Annotated in this window: 12 protein-coding genes; 3 read left to right on the top strand and 9 right to left on the bottom strand. The window is 69.0% G+C overall.

The annotated features are described in order from the left end of the window. From BO39_RS27745 to BO39_RS27705, 9 genes are all read right to left on the bottom strand, one after another. Positions 1-297 (bottom strand): hypothetical protein (locus tag BO39_RS27745; protein WP_043839875.1); only part of this gene is annotated, 297 nt, incomplete at its 3' end. Between the two features lie 691 nt (positions 298-988). Continuing rightward, complete coding sequence (locus BO39_RS27740) at positions 989-2,020, bottom strand: ABC transporter substrate-binding protein (RefSeq protein ID WP_043839882.1); 1,032 nt, start codon at positions 2,018-2,020, stop codon at positions 989-991. Positions 2,021-2,078: 58 nt separating this feature from the next. Next, positions 2,079-2,561: a (2Fe-2S)-binding protein gene (locus BO39_RS27735; protein ID WP_043839873.1), complete on the bottom strand. Its 483-nt coding sequence runs from the start codon at positions 2,559-2,561 to the stop codon at positions 2,079-2,081. After that, complete coding sequence (locus tag BO39_RS27730; protein WP_043839871.1) at positions 2,558-3,319, bottom strand: FAD binding domain-containing protein; 762 nt, start codon at positions 3,317-3,319, stop codon at positions 2,558-2,560. Before BO39_RS27730 ends, BO39_RS27735 begins: the two co-directional genes overlap by 4 nt. After that, positions 3,316-5,658, bottom strand: a complete 2,343-nt coding sequence (locus BO39_RS27725; protein ID WP_043839870.1) for a xanthine dehydrogenase family protein molybdopterin-binding subunit — start codon at positions 5,656-5,658, stop codon at positions 3,316-3,318. Before BO39_RS27725 ends, BO39_RS27730 begins: the two co-directional genes overlap by 4 nt. Further along, on the bottom strand, positions 5,658-7,193 hold the full coding sequence (locus BO39_RS27720; RefSeq protein ID WP_043839868.1) for an amidohydrolase family protein: 1,536 nt from the start codon (positions 7,191-7,193) through the stop codon (positions 5,658-5,660). The genes BO39_RS27725 and BO39_RS27720 overlap by 1 nt, the downstream gene beginning before the upstream one ends. Before the next feature lie 14 nt (positions 7,194-7,207). Continuing rightward, complete coding sequence (locus tag BO39_RS27715; RefSeq protein WP_043839866.1) at positions 7,208-8,353, bottom strand: NADH:flavin oxidoreductase/NADH oxidase; 1,146 nt, start codon at positions 8,351-8,353, stop codon at positions 7,208-7,210. Positions 8,354-8,373: 20 nt separating this feature from the next. Next, positions 8,374-9,636 carry an NAD(P)/FAD-dependent oxidoreductase gene (locus BO39_RS27710; RefSeq protein ID WP_043839865.1) on the bottom strand — a complete coding sequence of 421 codons (1,263 nt, stop codon included), beginning with the start codon at positions 9,634-9,636 and terminating at the stop codon, positions 8,374-8,376. 10 nt (positions 9,637-9,646) lie between these two features. After that, the gene (locus tag BO39_RS27705) at positions 9,647-10,327 is read right to left on the bottom strand and encodes a GntR family transcriptional regulator (RefSeq protein WP_156964050.1); all 681 of its coding nucleotides are present in this window, start codon (positions 10,325-10,327) and stop codon (positions 9,647-9,649) included. Between the two features lie 191 nt (positions 10,328-10,518). Between BO39_RS27705 and BO39_RS27700 the strand changes: the two genes are divergently transcribed. The 3 genes from BO39_RS27700 to BO39_RS27690 form a co-directional block, all read left to right on the top strand. Continuing rightward, positions 10,519-11,499, top strand: a complete 981-nt coding sequence (locus tag BO39_RS27700; protein WP_052402954.1) for a tripartite tricarboxylate transporter substrate binding protein — start codon at positions 10,519-10,521, stop codon at positions 11,497-11,499. 38 nt (positions 11,500-11,537) lie between these two features. After that, positions 11,538-12,506 (top strand): tripartite tricarboxylate transporter substrate binding protein, encoded by a 969-nt coding sequence (locus BO39_RS27695; RefSeq protein WP_043839879.1) that lies wholly within the window; start codon positions 11,538-11,540, stop codon positions 12,504-12,506. 161 nt (positions 12,507-12,667) lie between these two features. Then, the coding region (locus BO39_RS27690) for an IS5 family transposase (RefSeq protein WP_043839877.1) at positions 12,668-12,982 on the top strand (315 nt) is incomplete at its 3' end.

Raw genomic sequence — 12,982 nt, 5'->3', positions numbered from 1 at the left:
CTGGTCCACCGCTCGCCAGAGGTCGTGGAGCACGCCATTGATGCGCAGAAACACCTCATCGAGGTGCCAGGTGTCACCCGGCCTCGGCCGGCGTCGCCGTAGCTTATAGGCGAACTCCGAACCGAACTTGCGGCACCAGTTCCGGATGCTCTCATGGGTGACGGTGACGCCCCGCTCCGCCAGGATCAGTTCCACGTCCCGTAAGCTCAGGCTGAACACATGGTAGAGCCAAACGGCATGGCTGATGATCTCCGCCGGAAAGCGGTACCCAGCGTAGGTAGAAGGGTCTGAGGTCATCCAGGCAGACTGCCCCGGCTCGCTCCTACCGGCCACGCCCCATCAACTTGCCAACGCCCAATCGTCGCGGTGAGCAAAGGCCATATGGGATCCGGTGACTTGCGGCAAAAAAATCGGCTCGCAGGAACTGGACCAGAGTGAGGGGCCAGGTCAAACCATGTCCAACAGTGCATTAGCCCAGAAGCCTTCATGGGGGCTGGACAGTGGGCTGCACCGTCGAGGATCTGATGCCTGAGTGGGAGTAAGGCCTCGTCATCGTCAAGTCCTTGGAGCGGACCCGATGAGGCAGGTCCTACGACCCAGAGCCCTGACGAGAGAGGGGCAGGATGTTGGTCTCCCTCGCGCCACCGACGCTTCGCTCTGTTTGGGAAAGAAGCCAAGCGCCTCAACATTCAGCGCGGAAGGAGCCGCTAAGCTGTGCCAGCAGCTAAGGCCGTGAGAAAGCGACGCTGCACGGCCTCAATCAGCTCTCAATTTGATCCTGACGGAGCGGGCTTGCAGGTCTCGCTAGAGGCCGTGCCCTACAGCCTTCGTATGTGCGTCACCCTATTGGGGGCTGCAGCCTCCCGATAAGAATGAGCCCTTCCCAACAGCAGGCACCCGGCCCAGAGCGGAGGAAGATACGGCTCTGGACCGGGTGCAACCTCGCCATCCTGGCACCCAGATCTCTACAGTCGCTAGCCCATAGTTCCTAACGCAGACCGATAGCCCGGTCCGCGATCTCCGGCAGGAAGCGGTCATCATAGATAGCCTCCAGTGCCGGGGTAGCGGAGAGGCCGAAGCCGGCCGCCACAGTGGCTATGTCGCTCTTGAGCCGCTCCGGGTCGATCTTCCCAATGCCGTTCTGCAGCGTGTGGGCTGTACGCACCTCGTTATCTCGGATCCAGGTGACGCGCTCCGTCTCGATCGCGGTGTCGATCAGGGCGGACTGCTTCTTCAGCACGGCGGCAGCGGCGGCGGGCTCGGCCATAGCGTCGCGCCAGCCCTTCGCGGCGGCGCGGGTGAAGCGGCGCACCGCCTCCGGGTTCCCCTCCAGGATGGAGCGGCCCGCGATGATGGAGTTGCTGTAGAGGTCGAGGCCGTTGTCGGCGTAGTAAATAATATTGACATCCTCACGCTTCACGCCGCGGGCCTTCAGGTTGAACCAGCTCGTGAAGTCATAGGCGCAGGCGGCATCCACTTGGCCGGTGATCAGCATGGGCTCGCGCAGCGGTGGGGTGATAGACTTCTTCTCGATTTTATCGATATCCAGTCCGTTTTTGCGGAGCAGAGCGGGAAATAGGCGGGAGGCGCCGTCGGAGGTACCGATGCCCATGACGCGGCCCGGCAGCTCGGAGAGCTTGGTGATGCCGCTACGCTTCATGGTCATAACAGCCTGGGGTGAGCGGTCGAAAAGCATCATGACAGTGCGCGGCACCACATTCGGCTGGCGTACGGCGAATTCCACCAGCGTTGCGACATCCGCCACGCCCATTTGGTAGGCGCCGGAGGCAACGCGGGTGACGGCGTCGCCCGAGCCGTTGGAGGTGTCGAGCGTGACCTCCAGCTTCTCTTCGGCGAAGTAGCCGCGCTCGGCCGCCAGGAAGAACGGTGCGGTGTCGCCGGCCAGCGACCAATTCAGCACGCAGCGGATGGCAGTGGTCTGAGCCACGGCGGTACGGATGATGGCAGGCGCCATCAGCGCGCCGAGCGTGCCCTGTAGGAACTGCTTGCGGTTCAGCATGGACATGACCTTTTGGGAGAGCGGTGGCGGTGCTGGCGTGGGTCTGTGGCCGGTGTCGTCACGCACCGGCTTCGGCCGTCTCGTGCAGGGCCTCGCCCGCGCGGCGGATGGCCGCGATGATGCCCATGTAGCCGGTACAGCGGCAGATCTGCCCGGCCAGCTCACGGCGGATAGTCGCCTCGTCTGGGCGCGGGAAGCGGCGCAGGATGTCGCGGGCGGTTACGAGCATCCCCGGGGTGCAGTAGCCGCATTGCAGCGCGTGCTCCTCGTGGAAGGCACGCCTAAGCGCCTCCGTCATCGGATCGCCGGCCAAACCTTCAAGGGTGCGGATCTCCCGCCCCTCCGCGGTGACGGCGAGGACGATGCAGGACCGCACGGGCTCCTCGTCCAGCAGCACGGTGCAGGTGCCGCAGGCGCCCTGCTCACAGCCCAGATGCAGGGCCGTCAGGCCGGCACCGTCGCGCAGCGTGTCCGCCAGCGTGTCGCGCGGCTCAGCCTCCACCGTCCGCGTCGCGCCGTTGACATGCAAGGCGAGCCTCATGCCTCCATCCTCTTCAGGGTGCGGGTGACGGATGCCAGATGGCAGCGGCGGCGAAAGGCGTCCGCATCGGGATCGGCCGCGGCGATGGCCTCCGCCGTGCCGGCGGGTAGCAGCACCGCGCCGCGGGCCGTGGCGCCGAGGGCGATGCGCGGCGCGACCCCAGGGCGGTGGACGGCGACGCAGAGGCTATCCGCGAAGGCGCCGACCTTGCGCGCGATCTTGGCCGCGCCCCAGCGCGTGCCGGGAGCAAAGCGCGGAATCTCCACGGCGCGGATCAGCTCGCCCGGCTCCAGCGGCGTGGCGTAGGCGCCCTGCAGGAAGGTACTGATCGGGATGCGGCGGGTGTTGGTCACGACGGTTGCTTCCAGCGCCAGAAGAGCCACGGGCCAGTCGGCCGCTGGGTCGCTCAGCGCCAGCGAACCGCCAATGGTGCCGAGGTTGCGGACGGCGCGGTAGGCGATGCCCGAGGCCACATGAGCCAGCAGCCCGTCGGTCGCGTCGGGGATGCGCCCGTCCTCGATGGCGGCATGGGTCACGCCCGCGCCGATGCGCAGTAGGCCGGCCTCCTCTGAGGCGCCCACCAGTTCCGGCAGGTGGGCGATCCCAACCAGCCGCTCCGCCGCCGTCACGCGCAGGCCGAGCATGACGACGAGGGACTGCCCGCCCGCCAGAGGCATGGCGGAGACATCGTCCTGCAGGATCGCGGCGGCGGCGTCCAGGCTCTCCGCCCGGTGCCAGGCGATGGCGGAGGGCTTCATGGCGCAACTCCCGCCGCATCCAACGCGGCCGTGACACGGCGCGGGCTGCACGGCGTCTCGTTGAACTCCAAGCCCTCCGCCCGGAAAGCATCGGCAAGCGCGTTGGCGATGGCGGCGGGCGGCGCGATCGCCCCGCCCTCCCCCATGCCCTTCACGCCGAACTCCGTGATGGCGGAGGGCGTGACGAGGTGCGCGATTCGGATGCGCGGCATCTCGGAGGCGCAGGGCATGTGGTAGTCGGCGAAGGTGGTAGCCAGCGGCTGCCCGGCCTTGTCGAAGGGGATCTCCTCGAACAGCGCGGTGCCGATGCCCTGCACCACGCCGCCATAAACCTGCCCCTCCACAATCATCGGGTTGACCATCGTCCCGCAATCCTCGGCCACCACGTAGTCCAGGACCTCGGTCGCGCCGGTCAGCGGGTCCGCCGCCACCAGGGCGGCGTGGCAGGAGTAGGAGAAGGTGCCCTCGCTCTCCGGCGGCTCGTAGGTGGCAGTGGCCTCCAGCACCGGGTCCATGCCGGCAGGCAGCAGTTCCTGCCGCACATGGGCGGCGCGGCTGATCTCGGCGTAGGAGACAGCGGCGCTGCCGTGGCGCACCATACCATCGGCCAGCACCACGGCGGCGGGATCGGCCTGCAGCAGGTGCGCGCCGATGGCCTTCATGCGTTCGGCCAGAACGCGGCAGGCGCGCACGGCGGCGCCGCCCGCGAAGATGGTGCTGCGGGAGGCAAAGGTGCCGAAGCCGAAGGGGCTGACGGCGGTGTCACCGTGGCGGATGGCGATGCGGTCGGGGTGCAGGTGCAGGGCGGTGGCGGCCATCTGGGCAAGGGTGGTCTCCAGTCCTTGGCCGTGGCTCTGAATGCCCACCAGCACCTGGGCGGAGCCGTCCGGCATCAGCCGCACCGTGCTGGTGTCGTAGGCCGGCAGCACGCGGGCGCCGCGGCGGGCCCATTCCTTCAGTCCGTGCCCGCTCTGCTCGGCGTAGAGGGCGAAGCCGACACCGACGCGGCGGCCATCCGGCTCCCCGGCCGCTTGGCGGGCGCGGACGGCGTCCAGCCCAATCATCTCGCGCGCCGTCTCCAGCGCGCGGGGGTAATCACCGTTGTCCAGACGCATCCCGCCGGCCGTGCGATGCGGCAGCTCCTCCGGCGTCAGCAGGTTGCGGCGGCGAAGCTCGGCGGACTCCATGCCCAACGCCCGCGCCACCTCGTCGATCATCCGCTCGATGGCGAAGCAGGCGCCTGGGCGGGCTACGCCGCGATAGGCACCCATGGGCGGCTTATTGGTGGCCACCGTCGCGTTCCTCAGCCGGATGGCGGGGATGCGGTAGGGGCCGGTGAGGTTGCGCACGGCCATGCTCGCCTCGGCGAAGGCGCCGGTGGGCCAAAGGGCGTAGGCGCCAGCGTCGATCAGCACCTCGCCCTCCAGCGCGAGGAGGTTCCCCTCCGCGTCCGCATGCAGCGTCAGGTCGTAGCGGTGCTCGCGCGCTTGAGGGGCGGAGAGGAAGCTCTCTCGCCGGTCCTCTAGCCAGCGCACGGGCGTGCCGCGCTGCAGCGCAAGAGCGCAGACCACAATCTCCTCCGGCATCAGCCGGTTCTTCGCGCCGAAGCCGCCGCCCACGTCGGGGGCGATGATGTGCAGCCGGTGCTCCGAAAGGCCGAGCACCTGCGCCAGCCCGATCCGCATAACGTGCGGCGCCTGGCTGGAAAGGTAGACCACCAGCTCGTCCAACCGGTGGTCCCAGTAGGCGAGCACGCCACGCGACTCCAGCGGCACCACGGCCTGCCGGTTCATCCGCAGGTCGCGGCGGATGCTGATGGCGGCGGCAGCGCGCATCGACTCGAACTCGCCGCCATTCGCGCCGCTGGTGATGAAGGCGTTGTCCGGCCAGCCCGCATGCACCATGGGGCTGCCGGGGCGCATTGCCTCCCGCGCATCCACCACGGCGGGCAGCTCTGCGATGTCCAGTTCCACCAACCCCGCCAGATCCTCCGCCTCGGCGCGGGTGGGTGCGAGGCAGGCGGCGACCGGCTGGCCGACGAAGCGGACCATGTCAGTCGCGAGCGGCGGGTAGGGGACCGTGCGGTAGGTGGGCAGGTCCGGCCCCGCCGGCAGGGGTTGGAAGGGCGGCAGGTCCCCCGCAGCGAAGACCGCGCCGGCGGGCTTGGTGATCCCATTCAGCCGCCCATGCGCCACGGGGCTGCGAACGAAGCAGACGTCCTCCACGCCGGGCACGCGGATATCAGCCAGGAACTGACCCTTGCCAGCGAGGAAGCGCGCATCCTCCTTGCGGAGAAGGCGCGTGCCGATCCAGCCCTCGGCGGGCGCGAGACCGTCCATCAGCTCAGCTGCGGCAGGCGCTGGATGGCGACGTCGGAGGCATCCATTCGCATCTGCGCTTGGTCCAGCCAGGGCTGGAGGCGGGCGACGCGGGCGGTGATCTCGGCAAAGTCTTGCCGGAAGGTTGGCATGACGTCCGCAACCTCCTCAAAGATCGCGCGCTCGTCCACGGTTGTGACGCGGCGGTCCTTCAGCACCCACTTGCCGTCCACCATCACGTGGCGAACGGCACGGCCGGCCTCCACGTTCACCAGCTGGCGAGCCATACTGTTCAGCGGCACGAAGCTGGGATCGGCGAGGTCGATCACTGTCAGATCCGCCTTGTAGCCCGGCGCGATGCGGCCGATCAGGTGGCCGAGCCGCGCACCATCCGCCCCGCCCTCGGTGGCCGCTCTCAGTGCAGGGATTGCTGGGGGCGGGCCCTTGATGACGTCGCTGACGGTGGAGAGCAACGAAAAGAGCTTCATCGCCACGAACATATTCTGCGCGTCGGAGCAGGAGCAATTGTCGCAGCCCAGCCCGATGCGGACGCCGGCGTTCATCAGCCCGCGGATGGGCGGGATACCGCACTTCATCTTCAAGTTGCCCTGCGGGTTCAGCACGGTGCCCGCGCCGGTCTCCGCCAGGATCTCGATCTCGTCCGGTGCTAGCCAAACGGAGTGGGCGAAGTTCATGTGCGGGCCCAGCGCGCCCTCCGCGTGTAGACGGCGGATCAGGGACCCACCGTACTGCTGTAGCTCGTGCCGCGCCTGCAGCGCCATGCCTTTGGATTCGTAGATGTGGGAGTAGACCGGCAGGTCATACCGCTTCGCCAGCTCCGTCGTGCGCGCCATCAGCCCGGGCGTGCATCGCTCGGGTGCGGAGGGGCCGAGGGCCCAGTGCACCGTGCTGCGCGCCTGCGCCTTCAGGCAGTTCGCCTCGAAGTAGGAGAGTAGGTCGAAGTTCTTCTCCGGTTCTGCGGCCGAGGAGAGCAGCGGGTGCAGCTCCGCCGGGAAGATCTCCTTCCAGAAGGGCACGGTATCCAGCCCCTTCCGGTCCCCGTACTGCAGAGAGAAGACGACGCGGATGCCCAGCTCCTCATAGGTCCTGATCACGGTATCCAGATGCGCCGGATCGAAGGGATAGAGGGTGAGCATGTCCTGCACGGTCGTCATGCCGCTGCGCAGACATTCCAGCGCGCCCAGCATGGTGCGCGCCCGCACCTCCGCCACGGATCGCGGCGGGTACTGCGCCGGCAGGGCGTAAAGGCGCCACTGCTCCAGTGGCACCTCCTCCAGCGTGCCCTTCGCCAGCACGTCGTGGGAGTGGTAGTGCGCGTTGACGAAGCCCGGCATCACCAGATGGCCACGCGCGTCCAGCGTCTCCGGCGGCGCCTCGCCCGGGCGGGCCTCAAAGCGTTCGGCGGTACCGAGGATGCGGTCGCCACCGATGGCAATGTCGGCGGTACCCGGCATGTGCCAGTCCGCTCCCGGCAGCAGCACCTTCGCACCGGTAATGAGGAGCGTGGTGCCCTCGGGAAGCTGGGTGGCGTCCATATCGGCCGCTCCTCTCAGACGCCACGACCCAGCGCGCGCACGTCCTCGCGACGCTGCAGCCACCAGGCATAAGGGCGCGGCAGCAGCTCGTGCGGCTTCGGCAAGCCCAAGGCGGCGGCGGCGTGGACGGGCCAGTTCGGGTCCCACATCATCTCGCGCGCCAGCGCCACGAGGTCGCAGGATCCGTCCCGGAGGTAGCCCTCCGCCTGGTGTGCCTCGGTGATGAGGCCGACCGCCATGGTGGGGATGCCGGTCTCGCGCTTGATCCGGTCGGCGAAGGGCACGTGGTAGCCGGGCACGCGCGGCACGATGTGCAGCGTCAACGGACCCTCGATACCGCCGGAGGAGCAGTCCAGCACATCCACCCCGCGCCGCTTCAACTCGGCCGCGAGCACAACCGTGTCGTCCATTCCCCAGCCGCCACCATCCACGCAGGAGACACGGAAGAGAAGCGGCACGGAGTCTGGCAGGGCGGCGCGCACCGCCTCGATCAGTTCTAGCCCGAAGCGCATCCGGCCCGCACGGTCGCCGCCGTAGCCATCCTTGCGCTGGTTCGTCGCGGGAGAGAGGAACTGCTGGATGATGTAGCCGTGCGCACCGTGGATCTCGATCACGTCGAACCCGGCGTCGAGGCTGCGCTTCGCCGCGTCTACATGGGCCTGGATGACGGTACGGATGTCATCCGTGTCCATCTCCTTCGGCACCATCGCGCCCTCGCGGAAGGGGATGGGGCTGGGGGCCAGGCCAGACCAGGGCGCGCGGCCAGCCACCGCGTCCGCCTCGCTCAGCGGCGCGAAGCCGTCCCACGGCGCGCGTGTCGCCACCTTGCGCCCGGCATGGCCGAGCTGGATCGCGGAGGCGGCGCCCTGCGTCCGAATGAAGTCGGTGATGCGGCGCCACGCCTTCGCCTGGGAGTCGGTATAGATGCCAGGGCAATCATAGGTCTTGCGGCTGCGCTCGGAGACAGAGGTCTCCTCGCAGAAGACCAGCCCCGCGCCGCCCATGGCGAATTTGCCGAGATGGACGAGGTGCCAGTCCGTCGGCTCCGCATTCACTGCGGAGTACTGGGACATGGGCGAGACAACGATGCGGTTGCGCAGCGTGACCCCGCGCATTGTCATCGGCGTAAAAAGAAGCGGGGTGGGGTTCTCGTCGGGCATGGGGGTCCGTTCCTGGCGCATCATCGGCGCAGCCCGCTGAAGCGGGACGGGGCATAGGGTTGGGGGTCGAAGGGCGGCGGGCACCCGGTGAGGAGGGCGGCGAGGAGCCGCCCGCTCACCGGGCCGCTGGTCAGGCCGAAATGGCCGTGACCCGTGCAGAGGGAGAGGCCCTGGCGCCGCGGGAGGGGACCGATAACCGGCAGGCTGTCGGGAAGGCCGGGACGCGGCCCCATCCACAGGCTCGGCGGCCCGTGCCGAAGCCCGGGGAACAAGGCCTGCGCCCCGGCCACAAGGCGCTCCGCCCGGCGGAAATCGGGCGGCGCGTCGAGCCCCGCGATCTCCACCAGCCCCGCCGCCCGCAGCCCATGCTCCATCGGCGCCAGGCCGAGGCCGCGGGCGCGCACCGAGATCGGCATGGGCAGCGCGACCGAAGGATCGGGGAGCATCGCGTGATAGCCGCGTTCCGCCTCCATCGGCAGACGCAGGCCGAGGGGACGCAGCAGCGCGGAGGACCAGGCGCCGGCCGCGACCACGGCGCGCGCGGCGCGGTGGCCGCCGGATTCGGTGGTGGCCAACCAGCCATCCCTTTCGGGCCGCAGGGCCCACACCCGCTCCGGAAGGATCGTCCCGCCCTCCCGCCGGATGGTATCACCGAGCAGGCCGACGAGGCGGCCGGGGTTCACGCAGTAGCCGTTGCCCGGCAGCAGCAGGCCGCGCCCCACGGAGGGTGCGAGGCCGGGGAAGAGCGCCTCTAGCGCCGGGCGGTCCAGCAGCTCGGATGAGATCCCGGCCGCCTCGCGCAAGTCCCGGTCCAGCGCCGCGGCGGCCGGCCGTGCGGCAGCCTCCATGCCCAAAACCTGCCCGGAAGGGCGTAGCAGGGTGTCCGCCGCGGCAGCACCAAGAAGGTCACGCCACTCGATGAAGGAATCGCGGTGTAGCGCGTGCAGCGCGGCGGAGATGGAGCGCACCCGCCCCAGCCGCCCTGCCGCGAGCCAGCGCAGCAGCCACGGCAGCGCGCCCGGTAGGCGCGTGGGCCGGAAGGCGAGCGGGCTGGAGGGGTCCAGCAGCCAGCGCGGGAGTTGGCGGACGATCCCCGGCACCGAGGCCGGAGCCACCACCGCCGCGCTGATCATGCCGGCATTGCCGAAGGAGGCGCCACCGGTCCCCGGCGGGCTGGGGTCGAGGACCGTGACAGCCTGCCCCGCGCGTATCAGGTGCAGCGCCGCCGAGAGCCCAGCCACACCGGCCCCGACGACGAGAATCCCTGGTGCCGCGGCGCTCACGGGGCAATTCTCACAAGGTGGCCAGATGACGCAGGATGCTAGCGCGAAGGGCATCCACGTGCCCCACCATCGCCGCCCGTGCTGCCTCCCGGTCGCCCTTCGCGAGGGCATCGATGATCGCCTCATACTGCGCGTAGACATCCTCCGGCCGCTCGGGCGTGCGCGGGGTGGTGAAGAGCAGCATGCGCCGGCGCAGATCCTCGAGCAGGCGCGCCAAGGTGGCGCTACCGGCCGCCGCGGCGATGGCCCGGTGCAGGTCCAGGTCGATCTCCAATCGGCGCTCCTGCCTCCCGGTGGGGCAACTGTCAGGCGCGGCGAGGACAGCGGCGATCCGGGCGCGCAGCGAGGCGAGCATTTCGGCCTCCACCGCCCCAGCGGCGGCGGCGGCGGCTTCGCCCTCCAGCAGGCGTCGGAGCTGCTGGATCTCCAGGAACTCCTCGACCGTGATGCGGCGGGCGCGGAGCACGCCGCCTGGTAGACGCTCAAGCAGGCCCTCTCCCTCCAGGCGCCGCAGCGCCTCGCGCAGAGGGGTGCGTGAAATGCCGAGATCGGCGGCAAGGATACGTTCGGAGATCGGCTGGTCGAGTGGCAGACGATGCGTCAGCAGCATCTCGTGCAGGTGCGCATAGGCATTGTCGGCCATGCTGCCGGCGGGCGGGGCGGCAGCGGTCGCGAGTTCCGTTCTCTGCACGTGCACTCTCTCCCCAAGACGATCTCGGATCGCTTGGCAGCGGTGGTATAATAGCTTTATACCATTGTGGCCAAGGTATTTCGGTCCCGGGAAGAGGATCCTCAGCCGCGCTTCGCCAGTGCACACAGCCCTGTTCTCTCCTCCGCCCAGCCTTGTTGCTGGCCGGAGCCGCGTCTGTGGAGCCCGAGCCCATGTCCTCCCCTAACTGGCGCCCTACCGTGTCGCGCCGAGGCCTGGGCATAGGCCTGGCCGCCCTGGCCGCGCCCCACCCGAGCCGCGCCGCGTCCTGGCCGGAGCGGCCGCTGACGCTCATCGTCCCTTTCGGTGCAGGTGCCGGGAACGACATCACCTCGCGCACCCTTGCGGGCTTCCTGGAGCGGGAGCTGGGGCAGCCGGTCGCGGTGGTGAACCGCCCGGGCGCGGGCGGCGAGATAGGGCTCAATGCCGTCGCCGACGCCAGGCCCGACGGCTACACGCTCGGCAACTTCTCCACCCCAGGCATCGTGACCATCCCGATTGAGCGCCGGCCGCGCTGGACGCTCGACAGCTTCGAGCCGATTGCTGGCATCGTGAACGACCCAGCGGTGATCGCCGTACGCCCGGACAGCCCCATCGGCAGCATCGCCGACCTCGTCGCCACCGCGCGGTGTCAGCCGGGAACAGTGACAGTCGCCACGCAGGGTCTCGGCTCGGCGAGCCACTTCAGCGTCCGGCTACTGGAACTGACGGCGGGCGTGCGGTTCGAGCCGGTGACCTACCTTGCCGGGCCTCAGTCTATCTTGGCACTGGCGCAGCACGACGTCGTGGCCTCCACCGCCAATCTCGGCGAGAGCATGATGATGACGGCCGGCCAGCCCTGGCGCCCGCTCGGCGTCATGGCGCCGGAACGCGTCTCCTTGGCTCCCGACCTGCCAACCTTCCGGGAAGCAGGCTATGATATCGAGATGGGCAGCCTGCGCGGCATCGGCGCGCCAAAAGGCGTACCCGAACCCGTGTTGGACACCCTCTCGGCCGCAATCGGCCGCGTGATGGCGAACCCGGATTATCTAGCCGTCTGCGCGCGCACGATGCAGCCCGTCTCCTACCTTCCCCGCGCTGGATATGCTGCCACCCTCCGGCGCATGGACGAGTCCTACCGCAAGATGTGGCAGGCTGCGCCATGGACCCGCTGAACCTCCACTTGACGCCGCTCCAAGCAGAAGGGCCCCCGATGACCCGTACCACCCGCCGAGCCGCGCTGAAAGGGCTCGCTCTCGCGACCACGGGCCTTGCCGTGCCGCGCATCGCCCGTGCCGCTTGGCCGGACCATCCCGTGACGCTGGTGGTGCCTTTCGCCGCGGGCGGCGGAAACGACGTGACCGCGCGCACCCTCGGGCAATTCCTGGAGCGTGAGCTGGGCCAACCCTTCGTCATCCAGAACCGGCCCGGCGCCGGGGGCGAGGTGGGGATCAACGCCGTCGCCGATGCGAAGCCCGATGGCTACACCTACGGCATCCTCAATACGCCCGGCCTTGTCACTATCCCTATCGAGCGGAACCCGCGCTGGTCACTGGACAGCTTCACCTTCGTCGCCAGCCTCGTGGACGACCCGGCCGTGATCGCTGTGCATCCCGACAGCAGCATCCGAGACGTGGCCGGGCTGGTGGCGGCCGCTCGGAAAGATCCGGACGGCGTGACCATCGCCGCTCAGGGGCGCGGATCGACCAGCTTTCTCAGCGTGCGGATGCTGGAGATGGCGGCGGACGTCACCTTTTCCACCGTCATCTACAATGCCCTGCCGCAGGGAGTGCTGGCACTCGGCCAGCGGCAGGTGGTGGGCGCCGCCGCCAATCTCGGGGAGGCGCTGGTCATGTCCACCGGCCAGCCCTGGCGGATGCTGGGCGTCATGGCCGAGGAACGTTCCTCCATGGCGCCAGACCTGCCGACCTTCCGGGAGCAGGGCTTCGACATCAGCATCGGCAGCCTGCGCGGCTTCGTCGGACCGCGCGGCATCCCGCCGGAGGTCACGGCCCGGATCTCGGCCGCCATCGACAAGGTCTCGCGCGATCCGGAGTACATTGCCCTCTGCGCCCGCACCCAGCAGCCGCTGAGGATAGTGGTAGGCGAACCCTACGCGGTCTCCCTGCTGGAGCAGGACGCGCGGTTCCGCGCCATGTGGGCGAAAAAGCCCTGGATCTGAGATCGCCGCAAGAAGTGCCTTGCGAGGTTTGCTGAAGGGAGGAGGTTGACCACGCAAGCGTCTCCGGCGCTTCGCACCTCAGTGTCCATCCGGGAACAGGTAGCGTCATTTGAATCGGTTGTGATTGGCTCCTGGCGGCGGGTTGAGGAAGAAGAGCGTTCATGTGGACGCCCGAAAACCGGCTCAGATACGACCGCAGCAAGCTGCGCTACCCGAGCGATCTGACCGACGAAGAATGGTCGATCGTTGGCCCGCTGATCCCGCGTGCGAAGCGCAGCGGCAACAGGCGGTCGGTCGACGAACGCGCGGTACTGGATGGGGTGATGTACATCCTGAGCACCGGCTGCCAGTGGGCCGCTCTGCCAAAGGACCTGCCCCCACGCAGCACGGTGAACGACTACCTGCGACGCTGGGACGAGGACCGGACGCTCGATCGCATCCACCATGCGCTCTACGTGCTGTGCCGGGAGCAGGCT

The sequence above is a fragment of the Roseomonas aerilata DSM 19363 genome (assembly GCF_000711725.1).
In the GTDB taxonomy this organism is placed as follows: Bacteria; Pseudomonadota; Alphaproteobacteria; order Acetobacterales; family Acetobacteraceae; genus Roseomonas; species Roseomonas aerilata.
The sequence above is the reverse complement of the archived record's forward strand: the minus strand, read 5'-3'. Positions and strand labels throughout refer to the sequence as shown.